General features: G+C 67.9%; 19 protein-coding genes. 5 read left to right on the top strand and 14 right to left on the bottom strand.

All coding sequences use genetic code 11. From position 1 onward, the window contains the following. Positions 1-17: 17 nt before the first annotated feature. The 5 genes from panE to ASF26_RS11920 form a co-directional block, all read right to left on the bottom strand. Complete coding sequence (gene panE, locus ASF26_RS11900; RefSeq protein ID WP_056253973.1) at positions 18-956, bottom strand: 2-dehydropantoate 2-reductase; 939 nt, start codon at positions 954-956, stop codon at positions 18-20. 69 nt (positions 957-1,025) lie between these two features. Continuing rightward, positions 1,026-1,457 (bottom strand): MAPEG family protein, encoded by a 432-nt coding sequence (locus tag ASF26_RS11905; RefSeq protein ID WP_056253977.1) that lies wholly within the window; start codon positions 1,455-1,457, stop codon positions 1,026-1,028. Between the two features lie 22 nt (positions 1,458-1,479). Continuing rightward, positions 1,480-1,902 (bottom strand): MAPEG family protein, encoded by a 423-nt coding sequence (locus ASF26_RS11910; protein ID WP_056253981.1) that lies wholly within the window; start codon positions 1,900-1,902, stop codon positions 1,480-1,482. Positions 1,903-1,912: 10 nt separating this feature from the next. After that, positions 1,913-3,406 carry an IMP dehydrogenase gene (guaB, locus tag ASF26_RS11915; protein WP_027172125.1) on the bottom strand — a complete coding sequence of 498 codons (1,494 nt, stop codon included), beginning with the start codon at positions 3,404-3,406 and terminating at the stop codon, positions 1,913-1,915. A gap of 129 nt (positions 3,407-3,535) precedes the next feature. Then, the gene (locus ASF26_RS11920) at positions 3,536-4,420 is read right to left on the bottom strand and encodes a DUF3313 domain-containing protein (protein ID WP_056253984.1); all 885 of its coding nucleotides are present in this window, start codon (positions 4,418-4,420) and stop codon (positions 3,536-3,538) included. 298 nt (positions 4,421-4,718) lie between these two features. Between ASF26_RS11920 and ASF26_RS11925 the strand changes: the two genes are divergently transcribed. Further along, positions 4,719-6,119: a DHA2 family efflux MFS transporter permease subunit gene (locus tag ASF26_RS11925; RefSeq protein ID WP_056254803.1), complete on the top strand. Its 1,401-nt coding sequence runs from the start codon at positions 4,719-4,721 to the stop codon at positions 6,117-6,119. Here ASF26_RS11925 and ASF26_RS11930 read toward each other — a convergent pair. The 5 genes from ASF26_RS11930 to ASF26_RS11945 all read right to left on the bottom strand — a co-directional run bounded on the left by ASF26_RS11930 (position 6,116) and on the right by ASF26_RS11945 (position 9,174). Further along, positions 6,116-6,634 carry a DoxX family protein gene (locus ASF26_RS11930; protein WP_056253988.1) on the bottom strand — a complete coding sequence of 173 codons (519 nt, stop codon included), beginning with the start codon at positions 6,632-6,634 and terminating at the stop codon, positions 6,116-6,118. The two genes, ASF26_RS11925 and ASF26_RS11930, sit on opposite strands and share 4 nt — an antisense overlap. Before the next feature lie 84 nt (positions 6,635-6,718). Then, complete coding sequence (locus ASF26_RS23670; protein WP_274533758.1) at positions 6,719-6,844, bottom strand: hypothetical protein; 126 nt, start codon at positions 6,842-6,844, stop codon at positions 6,719-6,721. Continuing rightward, the gene (locus ASF26_RS11935; RefSeq protein WP_056253991.1) at positions 6,841-7,077 is read right to left on the bottom strand and encodes a hypothetical protein; all 237 of its coding nucleotides are present in this window, start codon (positions 7,075-7,077) and stop codon (positions 6,841-6,843) included. Before ASF26_RS11935 ends, ASF26_RS23670 begins: the two co-directional genes overlap by 4 nt. 81 nt (positions 7,078-7,158) lie before the next feature. Beyond that, positions 7,159-8,328 carry a multidrug effflux MFS transporter gene (locus tag ASF26_RS11940; protein WP_244475928.1) on the bottom strand — a complete coding sequence of 390 codons (1,170 nt, stop codon included), beginning with the start codon at positions 8,326-8,328 and terminating at the stop codon, positions 7,159-7,161. 258 nt (positions 8,329-8,586) lie between these two features. Then, on the bottom strand, positions 8,587-9,174 hold the full coding sequence (locus tag ASF26_RS11945) for a hypothetical protein (RefSeq protein ID WP_056254813.1): 588 nt from the start codon (positions 9,172-9,174) through the stop codon (positions 8,587-8,589). Positions 9,175-9,433: 259 nt separating this feature from the next. Between ASF26_RS11945 and ASF26_RS11950 the strand changes: the two genes are divergently transcribed. Together ASF26_RS11950 and adh are read left to right on the top strand one after the other, a co-directional pair. Then, positions 9,434-10,873, top strand: a complete 1,440-nt coding sequence (locus tag ASF26_RS11950; RefSeq protein ID WP_244475911.1) for a serine hydrolase — start codon at positions 9,434-9,436, stop codon at positions 10,871-10,873. A 453-nt stretch (positions 10,874-11,326) separates the two neighbouring features. After that, positions 11,327-12,847 (top strand): aldehyde dehydrogenase, encoded by a 1,521-nt coding sequence (gene adh / locus ASF26_RS11955; protein WP_056253998.1) that lies wholly within the window; start codon positions 11,327-11,329, stop codon positions 12,845-12,847. A 77-nt stretch (positions 12,848-12,924) separates the two neighbouring features. Here the strand turns inward: adh and thrB are convergent, their stop codons facing one another. From thrB to ASF26_RS11975, 4 genes are all read right to left on the bottom strand, one after another. Then, entirely contained in the window at positions 12,925-13,890 is a 966-nt protein-coding gene (gene thrB, locus ASF26_RS11960) for a homoserine kinase (RefSeq protein WP_056254001.1), read from the bottom strand. A 79-nt stretch (positions 13,891-13,969) separates the two neighbouring features. Beyond that, on the bottom strand, positions 13,970-14,965 hold the full coding sequence (gene ispH, locus ASF26_RS11965; RefSeq protein ID WP_018045088.1) for a 4-hydroxy-3-methylbut-2-enyl diphosphate reductase: 996 nt from the start codon (positions 14,963-14,965) through the stop codon (positions 13,970-13,972). 111 nt (positions 14,966-15,076) lie between these two features. Further along, positions 15,077-16,318: an acyl-CoA dehydrogenase family protein gene (locus ASF26_RS11970; protein ID WP_200925919.1), complete on the bottom strand. Its 1,242-nt coding sequence runs from the start codon at positions 16,316-16,318 to the stop codon at positions 15,077-15,079. Between the two features lie 92 nt (positions 16,319-16,410). Continuing rightward, positions 16,411-17,808, bottom strand: coding sequence for a PLP-dependent aminotransferase family protein (locus ASF26_RS11975; RefSeq protein ID WP_056254004.1), 1,398 nt, complete (start codon positions 17,806-17,808; stop codon positions 16,411-16,413). Between the two features lie 119 nt (positions 17,809-17,927). Here ASF26_RS11975 and ASF26_RS11980 point away from each other — a divergent pair, with 119 nt between their 5' ends. Then, positions 17,928-18,218, top strand: coding sequence for a DUF1127 domain-containing protein (locus ASF26_RS11980; protein ID WP_056254007.1), 291 nt, complete (start codon positions 17,928-17,930; stop codon positions 18,216-18,218). Between the two features lie 262 nt (positions 18,219-18,480). Further along, positions 18,481-18,771, top strand: a complete 291-nt coding sequence (locus tag ASF26_RS11985) for a DUF1127 domain-containing protein (protein WP_056254012.1) — start codon at positions 18,481-18,483, stop codon at positions 18,769-18,771. Positions 18,772-18,778: the final 7 nt, after the last annotated feature.

Genomic DNA, 18,778 nt, shown 5'->3' on the forward strand with positions numbered 1-18,778 from the left:
CAGTCCGGGGCCGCCGTTCAGGCGGCCTCGCGGGCGCGGCGGTTCTCGTAGGCCTTGAGATGGGTGTAGACCCGGTCGAGCATTGGGTGTGCCCCGTCGCGGCTGCGGACGATGAGATCGCCGATGATGTGATCGGCCTCGATCCGCGCCTTGTTCTCGATGTCGCGCAGCATCGAGGCGGTGAAGGCCGAGCCTTCCGCGGTGAGACTTGTGCGTGTGTTCTGCATCACCTTCTCCCGCGGTGCGTAGCCGGCATCTTCGGCGATCCGTCGGCATTCCTCGGTCAGGGCCTCGATGAGGGCGAGGCCGCCCGGCGCGGCGACGATGTCACCGATGGTGGCGCGCATCAGGCACGTCGCCCCGGCGAGTGTAGCCAGGAACGACCACTTCTCCCACATCTCGAGCACCATCGTCTCGCTGAGGCGCGCCTGGAACGCGACGCCCTGCATCAGCGCCTCGATCCGCTCCACCCGCTCCGAGCGCCCCCCTGCCCGTTCGCCATAGGTGAGGGAATGGAGCGGGCTCATCATGCGGATCTCACCGTCGCCCCGCACCGTCGCCACGATGGCGCAAGAGCCGCCGAGGACATTCTCCGGCCCGAAGGCGGCGTCGAGGGCGTCGAGATGGCGCAGGCCGTTGAGCACGGGCAGAACCAGTGTCTCGGGGCCGATGGCCGGGGCCACGTCCGCGATGGCTCCTTCGAGGTCGTAGGCCTTGCAGCTGAGGAGGACGAGATCGAAGCGTCCGCCCTGGCCCGCCGCGAGATCGGCGGCGGTGAGGGTCGCGGGCTCCGCGATATGGATGTCGCCGGCCGGGCTCTTCACCCGAAGCCCCGAGGCGGCGAGCGTCTCCGCCCGCGCCGGACGCACGAGGAAGGTGACGTCCCGCCCGGCCTCCATGAGACGCGCCCCGAAATATCCACCAGTGGCACCGGCGCCGACGACGAGCACGCGCATGGGACGATCCTAAACCTCGCTGAGCGTCCCTCTTTATCGGACGAGGGAGGCAATTTTCCAGGCGTGCGTTTATAGTCCGATCGGCGCGAGAAAGATGCGCACCGCGAAGACGATCCACATCGCCAGCAACACCAGCGCCCCGAGCGTATAGGCGCGAAAGCGGAAGGGGACGTGGTTCGAGGTGACGTAGACGCCCGCATGGACGGCGCGCGACGCCACGAAGATCCAGGCGAGGACGACGAAGAGCAGATCGGCCTTCTTCGTGTAGAGCGCCAGCGGCACCAGGGCGAAGAACAGCGCCGGCAGCTCGAACTGGTTGGAGAACGCGTTGGCTGCCTGTTGCGCGCGGGGCGGCCAGTTGCGCTGCCCCATCGAGACGTCGGTGGCCTTCACCGCACCCGCCTCGATCTCGGAGAGGCGCACCCGTCCCAGCCAGAACATCAGCCCGAAGATCAACAGAACTTGCGCGAAGACGGGGGCGAGGATGGCCTGGACGGTCATGGCGGGTCCCAATGCGGCGGCGTCAGCGCCCGAGGGCGACGAGGCCGAGATGCGCGACGAGGATCGCACAACCAAGGAAGTTGATGACGAAGACCCGGCCCCTCAGGCGCACGTCGTCGGTGAGCGTCTGGACGGCGGTGTGAATCACCCGGCCGGCGAAGAAGAGCCAGGCGGCGGCGACATCGACCCAGGTCACCCGGTCGAGGGCAATCAGCAGGGCGACGCAGGCGAAGACGATGACGGGCAGTTCAAACTGGTTGGAGAGATTGCGGGTGATGCGCGCGATCGGCGCCGGCTCGTCGCGGCCGAACTCGAAACAGCCGAACTCCACCTCGCCGCGACGCACCGCCAGGAGGCGCGCCACGGAGAGCCAGACATAGAGGCCGAAGGTGAGCCCGATCTGCGCCAGTACGGGCCAGAGCACGAGGTGGCGCGGATCGGACATCGGACCGGGCTCAGGCGCGGCTGGGGTAGTTGGGGCTCTCGCGGGTGATGGTCACGTCGTGCACGTGGCTCTCGCGCAGTCCCGCATTAGTGATGCGGACGAACTGCGCCTTGTCCTGGAACTCGGGGATGGTCGGCGCGCCGACATAGCCCATGGCGGCACGCAGGCCGCCGGCGAGCTGATGCAGCACCGCCGCCACCGGCCCCTTGTAGGGCACCTGTCCCTCGATCCCCTCGGGGACGAGCTTGTGGGTGTCGCTGACCTCGGCCTGGAAATAGCGGTCGGCCGAGCCCCGGGCCATGGCGCCTACCGAGCCCATGCCGCGGTAGCTCTTGTAGGAGCGGCCCTGGTGGAGGAACACCTCGCCTGGCGCCTCGTCGGTTCCGGCGAGCAGCGAGCCCAGCATCGCCACGGAAGCGCCCGCCGCGATCGCCTTTGCGAGATCGCCGGAGAACTTGATGCCGCCATCGGCGATGACCGGCACGTCGGCCCGGTCGGCCGCCTCCACCGCTTCCATCAGGGCAGTGAGCTGGGGCACGCCGACGCCGGCCACGATGCGGGTGGTGCAGATCGAGCCCGGGCCGATGCCGACCTTGATCGCGTCCGCGCCGGCATCGATCAGAGCCTGGGCCCCGTCGCGGGTGGCGACGTTGCCGGCCACCACCTGAACAGCGTTGGAGAGCTGCTTCACCCGGCGCACGGCATCGAGCACCTTGATGGAGTGGCCGTGGGCGGTGTCGACCACGATCACGTCGCAGCCGGCATCGATGAGACGCTCGGCCCGCTCGAACCCGCTATCGCCCGTGGTGGTGGCGGCAGCGACCCGCAGGCGGCCCTGCTCGTCCTTGACCGCGCCCGGATAGGCCACCTGCTTCTCGATGTCCTTGACCGTGATGAGGCCGATGCAGCGGTAATGGTCGTCGACGACGAGAAGCTTCTCGATGCGGAACTGGTGGAGCAGGCGCTTGGCCTCCTCCTGGTTCACGCCCTCACGCACGGTGATGAGCCGGTCACGGGTCATTAGCTCGGCAACGGTCTCGGAAGGGTTGGTGGCGAAGCGCACGTCGCGGTTGGTGAGGATGCCGACGAGCTTGCCGCGCGAGCCGTTGGGGCCGCGCTCCACCACCGGGATGCCGGAGATGCGGTTCAGTTTCATCAGCGAGAACGCGTCGGCCAGGGTCTCGTCGGGATGGATGGTGATCGGGTTGAGCACCATGCCCGACTCGTATTTCTTGACGAGGCGGACCTGCTCGGCCTGCTCGTGCGGCTCGAGATTGCGGTGGATGACGCCCATGCCACCGTTCTGGGCCATGGCGATGGCCATCGGCGCCTCCGTGACGGTGTCCATGGCCGAGGCCAGGATCGGCATGTTGAGGTGGATCGTGCGGGTCAGTCGCGACGCGACGCTGACCTCGGTCGGCATCACCGAGGATGCGGCGGGACGGAGAAGCACGTCGTCGAAGGTCAGGCCCTCGATGATGGAATCCGCGGTGATACGAGCCATGTGCCAACTCCCGAAACGGTGAGAGGCGCCGGGCTGTAACAGCCGTCGACGCCGAATGCGTTGGCACGGCGCAGTATCATGGGGCCGGACCCTGCGCAAAGGCAGGATCGCGGCGTCGCAATAGAAAACTCAGTTGATCGTGTCGCGGGGGCCCTTGTCGGTCCATTCCGGCGGCAGGCCGAGATAGTCGCCGACCATGCCGTCGATGCCGGGCGCGCGGCCGAACTGCTCGCAATCCGGGTCGAGCGGGGCCTCGCCGAGGGTGGTGACGCGGATGCGGTTCCAGCTCGGAATCGCCAGCGGCTCCTTGAACGGGTCACGACCGGTGACGAGCAAGGTGCCGAAATCCTGGCCGAACTCGCCGGCCAGATCGTAGGCGTCCCCGGCCGCCGAGAAGCGCGCCTGGTTGGTGAAGGCGTTGGCGCCGCCGCCCCAGATCATCGCCGCCCGCTGCTGGTGACGGCTATCGAGGGCTTCGGCCTCGATGGTGATGCTGCCCAGACCGATCGGGATGCGCGGGATCGGCACGCGGCCGACAGCGGTGGCGAAGCCGACGCCGAGCTGGGACGCGATGGTGATTCCCGCCGAGGTGGCGATGGTCGCGCCGGCCGCCGGGACGTTGGTGAGTTCGACACGGGTGACGGCGGACCGGATCGTGAGGTCGGCCTTCTTGGTGGAGACCACGTCGTAGCGCTGCGACAGCTCGTAGCAGAGGGCGCGGTCGGCCGCGTTGGCGATCAGCCGGCGCTCGACGCTGTTGAGACCGGGGCCAGAGATCGATTCCGGAAACGCCGCCGGGATGATGCGGACCGTCCGCGTCGCCGCGAGGGTCGGCTGATCGGCGTAGAGCTTCGCCCCGGTGGCCACTTCGGTGCTTCCATTGAGGCGGTCGTAGCGGGTGAGCGACCCCGTCTCGTTGAGAATGACGGTGCCGCAACCGGCGACCATGAGCAGCAGGCCCAGAGCCCCACCGATGAGGGGCGAGCGTCGACAGGTTTCGAACCGCGAGGGCATTCAATATCTTTCGCGCAAAATGGCGGCGGTGGCTCGCTCGACCGACGTGATACGAGACAGCCGAATTGTTGCTGAGCTTAAGGCCGTATCGACTCCCCCGAAAGGCGGCCATGCCGGCCTGACGACTTGAAGCCTGCACCTGTGGCTCGTGGGTCACGGTCGTCCACCACGTGCGACACCGCACGTGTCATCCACAGAGACCATCATTTGTGTGCATGTTCGTTCGAGAGCCGAGTTGCGCGCCCTCGACGGCGTGACGGAACCGGGCGGCTTCGGCCGCGCTACCTACGCGATCCCCATGCGCCCATCACAGATCGTTCCCCTCGTCGTCGCCACCGCGCTGTTCATGGAGAACACCGATTCCACGGTGATCGCCACCGCGCTGCCGGCCATCGCCCGAAGCCTCGGCGAGGATCCGATCGCCCTGAAACTGGCGCTGACCTCCTATCTCGTGAGTCTCGCGATCTTCATCCCGATCAGCGGCTGGATGGCCGACCGCTATGGCGCACGCACGATCTTCCGCGCCGCCCTCGTGGTGTTCATGGCCGGGTCGCTGGCCTGCGCCGCGTCCGATTCGCTCGGCGCCTTCGTCGCCGCGCGCGCGTTCCAGGGCATTGGCGGGGCGATGATGGTGCCGGTCGGCCGTCTCGTCATCCTCCGGGCGGTACCGAAGAGCGAACTCGTCAGCGCGCTGGCCTACCTGACGATCCCGGCCCTGATCGGACCGATCATGGGGCCACCGCTCGGCGGGTTGATCACGACCTATCTCGACTGGCGCTGGATCTTCTTCATCAACATCCCCATCGGCCTTGCCGGGATCGTGCTGTCCACGATCTATTTCGAGAACATCCGCGAGCCGTCCCGGCCGCCCCTCGACGTCCTCGGGTTCCTGCTTTCGGGAGCCGGCCTCGCCACCCTGATGCTCGGCCTCGCCTCCCTGGGGCGCCACCTCCTGCCAGATTACGTCTCGTGGGGGTGCCTCGGCGGCGGCGCGATCCTGCTCGCGCTCTACCTCGCGCATTCGCGCCGGGTCGAGCATCCGGTGATCCGCCTCGATCTGCTGAGATACCCGACCTTCCGCGCGGCGGTGACCGGCGGCAGCCTGTTCCGCATCGGCACCGGGGCGATCCCGTTCCTGCTACCGCTGATGCTGCAGATCGGCTTCGGCCTCGATCCGCTGCAATCGGGCCTTCTCACCTTCGCCGCGGCGGCGGGGGCGCTCCTCATCAAGATCATCGGGCCGCGCATCCTGCGCGCCTACGGTTTCCGCCGGGTGATGCTGTTCAACGCCGTCGTGGCCTCCTGCTTCCTGGCGGTGAACGGCTTGTTCACGGCACAGACGCCGCATTGGATCATCGTCGCCATTCTGCTCGTCGGCGGCTGCGTCAGGTCGCTGCAATTCACCTGTGTCAACGCCATCGCCTATGCCGATCTCGACAAGCGGGAGATGAGTTCGGCGACGAGCCTGGCGAGCGTCGCGCAGCAATTGTCGCTCAGCCTGGGCGTCTCCATCGGAGCCCTGGCCCTGGAGACGGCTGCGGCGCAGCATGGCCGAACAATCATCGAGGCCGGCGATTTCTGGCCCGCCTTCCTCACCGTCGCGCTGATCTCGTCCGCTTCCCTCCTCGCCTTCCTGCGGCTGAAGCCGGATGCGGGCGCGGAGGTTTCGGGTCAGCGCTTGGCGTCGAAGGGCGTTTAGGCCGCCGCACGGCTCGACGGCCGAGCGGGGCTACGCTTCGGTCCCTTTGCGGATTTCGCATTGGCGTTGGCCGATTGCGGCCGGGCGGGAGCGGGCGCCTCCCGGGTCGAGCGGCGCCAGCCCTGCCAGCTCCACGCTCCCGGACCGGCGAGGGCATAGATCAGGAAACCGCCGGCCAGGCCGAGATCCGCTAGGAACAGGGTGCGCTCGGTCATCGCCGCCGCGCCGGAATAAGCCCAGAACCCGTGCAGCAGCACCGCCATCGCCACCGCGAACCCCGCCAGGGCGAAGCCGGTGATGCGGGGCAGGACACCGAGGATGAGCGCCAGCGGCCCGAAGACCTGAACCACCACGGCCGCCGTGGCGACGGCATTGGGAGACGGCATCCCGGCCCCGGCCAGCGCCAGCGCGAAACCCGAGACGTTGAGCGCGCGCGCGATGCCGGTCGGCAGCAGCGCCGCCGCCAGCAACAGGCGCGACGCAAGGAGGATTCCGTCCTGGCTCCGACCGAACACGCGCGAACTCCGTCCCTGACCCCATCGAGATCGGGAGAATGCGCGAGACCGGCTGAAGACGGCGTTAAGGGGTGTCAACCGGGCTCATTCACCTGGGGAGCGACGCTCCGCCTTCGCCAGCGAGCGCTCATGCAGCAGAACTGCGAGCCAGCCGAGGCCGACGGCGAGTAACGGCGTGAAGACGAAGGCAATCGCGTAGGAGGCGCTCATCGATCGAGCCCTTTCAGGACACGGCGTGCGGCCAGATGTAGGCCTCCGGCGCCGAGAATCCAAACGAGCACGCCGCCGATCATCTCGAACGGCCCCGACAGGGCTCGAAAATTTCCTACATTGTACAGGAAGCCCGCGACCGGCGTGGCGATACCGACCGTGAAGCACGCCGTCGAGGCCCGGTCCAACGCGTTGGCGAGGAGCTTCGTCTGCTCGACTATGGATGGCTTCATAGGATCGCCCGCTCGTCCACCGACATTAAGCGGAGCGGGCACAGAGTTCAACTTTTGGTCGCTGTCGAAACGGCGCGACACTCACCCCGACACCCCACCCCGGAACAAGCGCCCGCGCTCGGTCCAGGCAACGACGAGGAGCGCCGATCCGCCGAGACCGGCATAGCCGAGGCCGAGGGGCAGCACCGTGCCGTCGAAGGCGTGGCCGATGATGAAGCCGCAGAAGGCACCGAGGATGGTGGTGTAGAATCCGAGGAAGGACGAGGCCGTGCCGGCGATCTCGCCGAGGGGCTGCAGGGCCAGCGCGTTGAAGTTCGGCATGGCGAAGCTGATCATGAACTGGTTGCAGGCGAGCACCGTGAGGAACAGCCACAAGGGCGGATGCCCGGCATAGGCGAGGCCGATTGCGACCTGGGCCAGCGCCACCGCCACGAACAGGGTGAGGCCCACATGCGAGAGCGGCCGCATCCCGAGGCGTCGTACCAGGCGGGCATTGACGAGGGTGGCCGCCCCCATGGCCCCGGCCACCAGGGCGAAGGCGAGGGGAAACAGGGCGCCGAGCCGGTAGAGCCCGGTATCGAAGAGCTGCTGGGCCGAGCCGACATATCCCATGATACAGCCGGTCAGCAGCCCAAGGGCGGTAGCGTAGCCGACCGCCACGCGGGTGCGGAAGGTCAGGGAGACCGCCTGGGCAATGGAACGCAGCGAGAGCGGACGCCGGAATTCCGGGTGCAGCGTCTCCGGCATGCGCCAGGAGAACCAGAGGGTGAGGATACCGGCCAGGGCCAGCATGGAGACGAAGACGTAGTGCCAGGAGCCGAGCAGCAGCATCGCCCCGCCGATGGCGGGCGCGATCATCGGCACGATGAGGAACACCATCATGATCAGCGACATGACGCTGGCCATCTCGCGTCCCGAATAGCGGTCGCGAACGATGGCGGTGGAGAGGACGCGCCCGCCCGCCGCCCCGATCCCCTGGATGACGCGGGCGGCCAAGAGCCATTCGAAGGACGGCGCGACCATGGCGAGGCCCGTACCCGCGCCGTAGACCGCCAGACTCCCGAGCAAAACACGCCGGCGCCCGAGGGCGTCCGAGACCGGCCCGTAGACGATCTGGGCGACGCCGAAGCCGATCATGTAGACGTAGACGAGAAGCTGCAGCGCATTGGGATCGGCGACGGAGAACCGCGCCTGGATCGCGGGGAAGGCCGGCAGCAGATTGTCGATGGAGATGGCGGTCACCGCCATCATCAGGGCGACGATGCCGACGAATTCGCCGAAGCCCGGGCCGTTCCACGTCGGACCGCCCTCCGGGAGAGCCCGTTCCGTTACCGGCCGGCCGCTCGGCGGAACCGGCCTCACAGGTGCAGTCACTGGTCCTGAGCCTCGCTGCGGTCGCCGGCTCCCGTGCCGGCGACGTCGTGGTGGAAAGTCAGCGGCCCGACGTCCGGTTGCACGAGCCCTTCGCGGACCGCCATTCCCGGAGGCCGAGCTCGTCTCGGCCGGGTACTACTGCCCGCCGCCCGCCATCTGACCGAGCTTGTCGATGTTCTTGGTGACGAGGGCGATGTTGCCGTCGGAGGGCTTGGTGGGCTCGCCGGCGGCGATCGCCTCGTTGATGTCCTTCAGCGCGGCGGCCTTGTCCTTGGGCTTCATCTTCGTGTCGGCCTCGATGGCGGCGACCTGCTTCTTCAGCAGGGGCACGACGCCGACATAGGTCTTCGTCTCGGGGTCCACGCCGTCCAGCACCGCCTCGACGCTGTCGGCCGCGTCCTGCAGGTCGTCGACGCTGGCAAAACCGTTCTTCTTCGCGATGGCCACGGCCTGGGCCTGGACCTTCGGATCGGGCTTGTCCGCGTTGCCGGCAGGGAGTTTCGCCAGTTCGGGCTGCGCCGCCACGAGGCCGTCGATCAGCGCCTGGGTCAGAGCGACCTCCTTCTGCTCCTCGGCCTCGGGGGCCGGGGCGGGAGCGACGGGGGCGGTTTTGGCAGGTGCCGGCGCCTTCTGCGGCGCCTGGGCGAAGCTGACCTGCGAGACCAGGGCGGAGGTACCAAAGGCGAGGGACGCTGCCAGCAGGGCGCGAGTGGTGCGGCTCATGGATGTCTCTTCCTGTTGCGTGGTTGGGGAAGGGCCGTCATCGGCGGAGCGGGTCCGGTCGTGACGGATGGCTTCGTCCGTCGGCACGAAGGCGGGCCATGTTGCCGAGCTTCGGGGCGAAACAGTGATCTCGGCGCCGAGGCCGATCACGGTTTCGCGGGAATGCCGCCGATCTCGACCGGGGGTGGCACTCCCGCGCAACCACGCCACATTCCCGCGCAACCTTGGCAGGATCGCAGCCGACGGATCACCGCGCCTCATGCTTTCACGCTTCCTTTCCGGCGCTTGCGCCCTGTTGCTGCTGCTCGGCGCGGCGACTGCCCAGGACAGGGCGTCAGGCGCTCCCATGCAGGACGGGACCGGCGACTTCGCGCGCGAGGCCTCGGCCCTCATGGACTCGCACGCCAGGGGCGGTGTCTTCTCGGGTGCCGTGATCGTGGCGCGGGACGGCATCCCCCTGTTCCGCCGCGCCTACGGCATGGCCGACCGCGAATGGGCGATCCCCAACAAGCCGGACACAATGTTCCGCATCGGCTCCATCACGAAGCAGTTCACCGCGGCGGCGATCCTGAAACTCGTCGAGGCCGGTTCCCTCTCCCTCGACGACCCCGCCGTCCGCTACCTGCCCGAACTGCCGCCGACCTGGGCTGCGATGACGGTCCGGATGCTCCTCAACCACAGTTCCGGCCTGCCCAACGTCACCGCCCTGCCGGGCTACGCGACGCAACTCGGACGGATCGAGCGCTCGCCGATGGAGACGGTGGGCCTTCTCTACCGCGAGGACCTGCTGTTCCCGCCGGGGAGCGGACACGAATACAGCAATACCGGCTACATCCTCCTGGCCGGCCTGATCGAGCGGATCACCGGCCAGAGTTTCGCGCGCTACCTCAACGACGCAATCCTGGCGCCGGCCGGATTGGCCTCGACCCGGGACGCCGATCCCGGCGCCATCCTCCCCCGGCGCGCCAGCGGTTACCGCCGCGTCTCGGGCGAATGGCGCCACGCCCTGCCGCTGGCCGCCAGCGCCCCGTCGGGTGCAGGCATGCTGGCCTCGACCCTCGACGATCTCGTCGCCTGGGACAGGGCGCTGTTCTCCGGCCGTGTCCTGTCGGAGGCGTCGCGCCGGGCCATGGTGACGGATTACGGCCACGGCTACGGCCTCGGTTTGTATATCGGCACGGCCTACGGGCAGCGCCTGTGGTCCCATGGCGGGTTCATCAGCGGGTTCAGCGCGATCAAGGACTCCTACCCCGATCTCGGCCTCACCATCGTGGTGCTCGGCAATTCCGAGATCGTGCCGGCCCAGGCTCTCTCGCGACAACTCGCGGCCCTCTATCTCGGCGAGCCAGCGCAGACCAAAATCAGCGTCGGACCGACCGTTCTTGACCGCTATGTCGGCTTCTACCGGACCGGACCGCGCTCGGTCCTGGGCGTCACCCGCGACGGCGACCGTCTCACGGCACAGGCGGTCGGTCAGGGATCGACCGAGTCCCGCATCTCCCTCGTCGCCGAGAGCGACAGGGCCTTCGTGGCGGAGAACGGCGCGATCCGCGTGGCTTTCGACATCGAACCGGACGGACGCGCCACGGGCGTGATGATCCATCGCGACGGCATCGAACGGGCCGGTCCCAGGATCGATCGGGCCATCGCTCGGCGGATCACCGCACGCCGCTTCACCCGGCTGCCGTCGGGACGGTGAGTGCCTTGCCGAGCCTGTTTGGGCTGCTCGTCCAAGGCTTCACCTCATCCTGAGGTGCCGCGTAGCGGCCTCGAAGGAGGCCTCCAGTCGACGCGCGATCCCTGGAGGGCTCCTTCGAGGCCCTTTGCTCAAGCAAAGGGCGCCTCAGGATGAGGTGATCTGATCGGATGATCGATTTTGGCAGAACTCCCGCTGCGGAACCGCACTCCAAGGGATAACTGCCGGTGGTCGAGAGTTTTGCGAGGCCCTCCAAACCGCCCGCCCACGGCATCGCCAGACCGCCGCAGAGGGGCTAGACTGCATCAGCGCGTAGCTCCCCGCCACAGAAGCGGGGCCACGCGCCGACCCGCTCGATGCCGTCGATCCGAGCCGGTTAGGCCAAAAGTCTATCTTGATTTGGCAATCCGCCCGACTTCTGCTGGCGCACACAAGAACAACACGGAGGAAACGCACATGAACAAGCCCGAATTCCTGTCGTCAGGTACCAAGGCGCCGTTCTCGGCCCGTTACGAGAACTTCATCGGCGGCCAGTGGGTCGCCCCCGTCGCCGGCCGGTATTTCGAGAACACTTCGCCCGTCACCGGCCGCGTCATCTGCGAGGTCGCCCGTTCGGACGCGCAGGACGTGGAGAAGGCCCTCGATGCGGCCCATGCCGCCAAGGAGGCCTGGGGCCGCACCTCGCCGGGCGAGCGCGCCCTCATCCTCAACCGCATCGCCGACCGGATGGAGGAGAATCTCGACCTGATCGCCCTCGCCGAGACCTGGGACAACGGCAAGCCGATCCGCGAGACGACCAACGCCGACATTCCGCTGGCCATCGACCATTTCCGCTACTTCGCCGGCTGCGTCCGTGCGCAGGAAGGCTCGATCTCCGAGATCGACCACGACACCGTCGCCTACCATTTCCACGAGCCGCTGGGCGTCGTCGGCCAGATCATCCCATGGAATTTCCCCATCCTGATGGCGGTGTGGAAGCTGGCACCCGCGCTCGCCGCCGGCAACTGCGTGGTGCTCAAGCCCGCCGAGCAGACCCCGGCCTCGATCCTCGTGGTCGCCGAGCTCATCGCCGACCTGCTGCCCGCCGGCACCCTCAACATCGTCAACGGCTTCGGCCTGGAATGCGGCAAGCCGCTCGCCTCCTCGCCCCGCATCGCCAAGATCGCCTTCACCGGCGAGACGACGACGGGCCGCCTCATCATGCAATACGCCTCGCAGAACCTCATCCCGGTGACGCTGGAGCTCGGCGGCAAGTCGCCGAACATCTTCTTCGCCGATGTGGCCAACGAGGATGACGACTTCTTCGACAAGGCCCTCGAAGGCTTCACCATGTTCGCCCTCAACCAGGGCGAGGTCTGCACCTGCCCGAGCCGCGCGCTGGTGCACGAATCGATCTACGACCGCTTCATGGAGCGGGCGATCAAGCGCGTCGAGGCCATCGTCCAGGGCTCGCCCCTCGACCCGAACACGATGATCGGCGCCCAGGCCTCGGGCGAGCAGCTCGAGAAGATCCTGAGCTACATCGACATCGGCAAGCAGGAAGGCGCCAAGGTCCTCACCGGCGGCGAGCGCAACACCCTCGAAGGCGACCTGGCGGAAGGCTTCTACGTGAAGCCCACCGTGTTCCAGGGCCACAACAAGATGCGCATCTTCCAGGAGGAGATCTTCGGGCCCGTCCTGTCGGTCACCACTTTCAAGGACGATGCCGACGCGCTCTCGATCGCCAACGACACGCTTTACGGCCTCGGCGCCGGCGTCTGGACCCGCGACGGAACCCGCGCCTACCGCTTCGGCCGGGCGATCCAGGCCGGCCGCGTCTGGACCAACTGCTACCACGCCTATCCGGCCCACGCGGCCTTCGGCGGCTACAAGCAGTCCGGCATCGGCCGTGAGAACCACAAGATGATGCTCGACCATTACCAGCAGACCAAGAACATGCTGGTCAGCTACTCGGCCAAGAAGCTCGGCTTCTTCTAGGCCTCAAGGTACGAGACCACCTTGCCCCGGCCGGAAACGGCTGGGGCTTTTTCTTGGCCCCGACCTCTGCGTGGCCGCTATTCGCGCCAGCCGTAATCCAGCGCCTGCGTCGCCGCGCGGTGGAACACCAGCCGGCGGTCGTATTCCAGCGGGTCCTTCGGCTGGACCAGGGCGCCGGGGGGCACGTTGAGCCAGTCCACCAGGCGGGTCAGCATGAAGCGCAGGGCCGCGCCCCGGCACAGGATCGGCAGCGCCGCGACCTCGTCGTTCTGCAGCCGCCGCACGGATTGGTAGCCGGCGATCATCGCCTCGCCCTTGTCGGGGAAGAACCTGCCGTCGTGCTCGAAGCACCAGGCATTGAGGCAGATGGCGAGGTCGTAGGCGAAGGCGTCGGTGCAGGCGAAGTAGAAGTCGATCAGGCCCGACAGGTCGTCGCCGATGAAGAATACGTTGTCGGTGAAGAGGTCGGCATGGATCACGCCGGAGGGCAGGCCACGCGGCCAGCCGGCCCGGAGCACCGCGAGGTCGCCGCGCACGCGCTCGGTCAGACCCTCGGACACGGTGTCGGCGGCGGGGCCGGCAGCCTCGAACAGCGGCTCCCAGGATTCCACCGAGAGGTTGTTGGCGCGGGTCATGCCGAAATCGCTGCCCGCCCGGTGCAGCCCGGCGAGAGCGACGCCGAGAGCCCGGCAATGGTCGACAGTCGGGCGCTTGACCGAGACGCCGTCGAGGAAGGTCACGATCACCGCCGGCCGGCCGCAGAGTTCGCCGAGCGCCACGCCGTCGCGCTTCGCGATGGGCTGCGGGCAGGCGAGGCCGCGCGCGGCCAGATGCTGCATCAGGTTGAGGAAGAACGGCAGATCGCCGGCATTCACCCGCTTCTCGTAGAGGGTGAGGATGTAGGAGCCGGCGGTGGTGTGCAGGTAGAAGTTGGTGTTCTCGACGCCCTCGGCGATGCCCTTGTAGGAGAGCAGCGTGCCGATCTCGTATTGGGAGAGAAAGGCGGTCAGCGCCTCGTCGGAGACCTCGGTATAGACGGCCACGGGCTTCGCTGACGTTGGAGGGCAGACATGAGAAGGGGCGCCCTCCGGCGCCCCAGCGAGGAATAACGGGCGATGCGGCCTACTCGGCAGCTTCGCTGCGCAGTTCACGCGGCAGCGGGAAGGACATGTCCTCCACCACCGTGGAAACCGTGTCGACGGTGACGTCGTAACGGGCGGCGAAGGCGTCGATGATCTCCTCCACAAGCACCTCGGGCGCCGAGGCGCCGGCGGTGAGGCCGAGCTTGCGGATGCCCTCGAAGGCCGGCCAGTCGATCTCCTCGGCGCGGAGCACCAAGCGGGTAATCGGGCAGCCGACGCGCTCGGCGACCTCGCGCAGGCGCTGCGAGTTCGAGGAGTTCGAGGAGCCGACGACGATCACGGCATCCACCAGCGGGGCCACCTGCTTCACCGCTTCCTGGCGGTTGGTGGTGGCGTAGCAGATGTCGTCCTTGTGCGGCCCGGTGATGGTCGGGAACTTCTGCTTCAGGGCGGCGACGATGTGGCGGGTATCGTCCACCGACAGGGTCGTCTGCGTGACCCAGGCGAGGTTGTCGCGGTTGTCGGGCTCCAGGGCGGCGATCTGCTCCAGATCCTCCACCAGGGTGATCGAGCCCTTGGGCAGCTGGCCCATGGTGCCGACCACTTCCGGGTGACCCGAATGGCCGACCAGCAACACGTGGCGGCCGCGCTTGTGATGGATCTCGGCCTCGCGATGGACCTTGGTCACCAGCGGGCAGGTGGCGTCAATGGTGACGAGGCCGCGATTGTCGGCATTGGCCGGCACCGTCTTGGCGACGCCGTGGGCCGAGAAGATCACGGGGGCGTTGCCGTCCGGCACTTCGTCGAGTTCGCGCACGAACACCGCGCCTTTGCGCTTCAGGCTCTCGACCACGTATTTGTTGTGGACGATCTCGTGACGCACATAGACCGGAGGTCCATAGATCGCCAGAGCCCGCTCCACCACGTCAATGGCACGGACCACGCCGGCGCAGAAGCCCCGTGGTGCGCAGAGCAGGATCTCCAGGGGCGGCTTGGCCGAACCGTCGGGAAAGGTCTTCGAGAGAGGATCGCTCATGATAGCCGGGATGTGGCGAGGCGAGGCCGCCCCTGTCAACCTCCTATAGCGCAAAATGCGCCGCAGTGTCAGGGCGGACGGGGCACACCGGGGCGGGATCGGACGCGTCCCTCACCCCCGCCCCAGCATCCGGTCGCTGACGATCCTGCGCTGGATCTCGCTCGTTCCCTCGAAGATCGTGGTGAGCCGCGCGTCGCGCCAGTAGCGTTCCACGCGGCGTTCGGTGGTGTAACCGTTGCCGCCGTGGAGCTGCATCGCCTGGTTGGTGACGCGCACCGCCATCTCGGTGGCCAGCAGCTTCACCTTGGCCGATTCGCTCTCGGCCGCCTCGCCCTCGTCGAGGAGGTGGGCCACCTGCTGCCAGTAGGCGCGGGCCTGATCGACCTCGGCCGACATGTCGGCCAGGGCGAAGCGCAGGGCCTGGAACTCGCCGATCGGGTGGCCGAACTGCTCGCGCTCCTGCAGGTAGAGTTGGCAATCCTCCACCGCCGCGCGGGCGACGCCAACGGCGCGGGCGGCGGTGTGGACGCGGGCGATGTTGAGGCCGCGCTGCACCGAGGCGAAGCCGCCGGAATCCGCATCCGCGCCGCCATCGCCGTAGAGGCCGGTGAGGCGGTCGCCCTCGGGCACGCGCACGCCGTCGAGCTCGAGTTCGAAGGTGAGGAAGCCGTGATAGCCGATCTTGTCGATGACATGCCCGGTCATGCCCTCGGGGAAGGTGCCCGGCTTCTTGACCACGAGGAACGGCTCCAACCCGGCCGAGCGCGGCTCGCCCGGCTCCGGTTCGCGGGTGCGGGCCAGGACTTCGATGAAGTCAGCGGCGAGCGCGAAGCCCGCCCAGCGCTTGGTGCCGGTGAGCACCCAATCGTCCCCGTCGCGCACCGCGCGGGTCCGGACGCCGGCGAGATCGGAACCGGCGGTGGGCTCGGACAGGGCGATGCCGCCGATCCACTCGCCGCGCGCCGATCTCTGCAGGAGAGCGCGGCGGCGCTCCTCGTCGAGGGTCTGGGTGCCGAGGCCCTGCCCCCGCGCCAGGATGCTGCCGACGGAGAGCCAGGCGCGGGCCAATTCCTCCGAGACGAGGCAATACTCGAACACGCCGAGGCCGAGCCCGCCATGCTCGGCCGGGATGGTGATGCCGAACCAGCCCTTCTTCGCCATGGCGTCGATGAGCGAGCGCGGCATCTCGGCCTTCTGCCGGTCGAGCTCATCGGCGAGCGGCATCACCACGTCGCGGGCGAAGTCGCGGGCCTCCTGCTGAAGCTTGGCGCGCGCCTCCGTGCGCCAGGGCGAGAACAGTTCGGGCGGACGCGGCTGCTTCAACTCCGGCTTCGACAACTCCGGCTTCGACATGAGTCCTCCCGACATATTTTTTGAGCTTTGCCGTATCTCTTCAAAGCCTCGGGCCGGGCGGTGGGTTCCGGGCAGGACCGGCCAGACGCCGTTCAGACCGCCCCCATGGCGTCCTCCAACACCGAGAACGTCCTCGGATCCGCGCAATGGGCCACGTTGAAGCGCAGGAACTCGCGGCCGCCCGTCCCGGCGCTGAAGGCGGCGCCGGGGGCCAGCACCACGTCCCTGGCGAGGGCATGGCGCGCGACGTCGGCGGAATCGAGCCCGTCCGGCAGGCGCGCCCACAGGAACAGGCCCCCGCGCGGCTCGGTCCATAGCGTGAGACCGCAGCGCTCCAGCCGGCGCGCCGTCTCGCCCATGGCGCGGGCAAGCTTCTCGCGGATCTCGGCGAGGTGGCGGCGATAGGCCCCGTCGGTGATGAGGCGGTGCATCAGAGCGGCGGAGAGATGGCCGTTGCCGAGGCTGAGGGCGAGCTTGAGGTCGATCAGCCCCTCCACCCAGTCGGGCCGCAGGGCGATGTAGCCACAGCGGATCGAGGCCGAGAGGGTCTTGGAGAAGCTGCCGACCGCGATCACCCGGTCAAGCCCGTCGAACCCCGCCAGGCGCGGGGCCGGGTCGGCTTCGAGGTCGCCGAAGATGTCGTCCTCGACGATCAGCATGTCGTGCGCCTCGGCGAGCTTGAGGACGCGGTGGGCCACGGCGGGGGCCAGGGTAGCGCCGGTGGGGTTCTGGAGCGCGGAATTGGTCAGGTAGAACCGGGGCCGGTGCTCGACGATCATTCGTTCGAGCTCGGCGACATCCGGCCCGGCGGGGGTGAAGGGCACACCCATGACCTTCGCGCGGTTCGCCCGCAGAAGGGCATGGTAGTTGAAGTAGCAGGGGTCATCGACCAGCACGGTATCGCCCGGGTCGAGGAGGAACCGGCACAGCAGGTCGACCGCCTGGGTCGCCGAATCCGTCAGGACGATCTGGTCGGCCTCCGCCTCCACCCCCTTGTCGGCGAGACGCCGGGCGATCTGGCTGCGCAGCGGCGGAAAGCCGAGGGGCTTGTCGTAGCAGATCACGTTCGACTCGGCGTCGCGGGCGATGTGGCGCAGGGCACGCCGGATCGCCTCCTCGGGCATCCATGACGAGGGCAGCCAGCCGGAACCGGGTTTCAGCAGGTCCGGCCCGGATTGCATCGATTGCCGGGTGATCCAGAGCGGGTCCACGGCTCGGTCGAGTTGCGGCCCGATCTCCTTGAGACAGAGCGGGCGGGTCTTGCCCGCCACGTAGAAGCCCGAGCCCCGACGCGCGACGATGGCCCCTTCGGCGCCGAGGCGCTCATAGGCCTCCACCACGGTGGATTTCGACACGCCCATGGATTCGGCGAAAGCCCGCACCGAGGGCAGCCGCGCGCCGGGCATGAGCTGGCGGCCGGCGATCCGCTCCGTGATCGCGGAGGAGACCGTGTCCACCAGGGTGGGCGTGGTCCGCGCCGATCCCGCCATCTGTACTGCTCCACCGTCCGGACAATTCAGGCGAAGCGTACTGGACTGTCCCTGTCGTCGCCAGTGCCCCTCAGCGCATCACAGTCGAACGATCACGACGGACGAGACGAGGACGATTGATGACCACGCTCCTGAAGCAGCAAGCCGGCACCGGGGCCGGTGACCGGGCCGGACGGCTCGCGCGGTTCGCTCGCCGGCTCCTGGCGAAGGCCGCCGCCGAGCTGTCGCGCCAGGCCATCAATCGCCGGGTCCTGCACAAGCTCAGCGTCATGACCGATCACGAGCTGAAGGATATCGGCCTGATCCGGCAGGACGTGACGGATGCGGGCGCCGGCCCTGCCGATGCCTCCCAGTTCCTGATGAGCCGCCGGAACGAGAGACGGGAGGCGCGCCGCCGCCCAAGTCGTTAAGATCTGATCAGAACAGCAGAACGTGCATTATTGAGCATGACTTCGAATTCGGCATGCCGCCAAACTGGTCAATCGGGTGGTGATTGAGGTTTATCCGTGGTCCGGTTCTACCAGACCTGCAGGCACCGCAAGTCTATTGAGGCTAAGTGTTCGATCGCACGTCATTCACGGCGAAGGGGGCGCACATCACCCCCATCACCTTCCTCGTCGTGCATCACCTTCCCCATCGTGAACGTGCGCCGAGAACTTGGATACTAGGATCATGAACAGCACCCTCAACTGGACCCCGGGCGACGCAGCAGCCGAACAGGTCGGACGGGCCACCCGCTTCGTCGGCAGCCTCCTCACCAAGGCCGCCTCCGTTTTCTCGCGCAACGATGCCGACGAGCGCGGCCTCGTGGAGCTCGGCTCTCTGTCCGAGCGGGAATTGAACGATATCGGCCTGACCCGCTGGGACGTCCTCGACGCCTACGACGCGCATACGCCTTCGGACTCTACGAAGATCATCCTGGCCCATCGCGCCGTCCGTCAGGTCACCCGCCGCTTCGCCTGAACCGCGT

Source organism: Methylobacterium sp. Leaf93 (assembly GCF_001422345.1).
Classification (GTDB): Bacteria; Pseudomonadota; Alphaproteobacteria; order Rhizobiales; family Beijerinckiaceae; genus Methylobacterium; species Methylobacterium bullatum.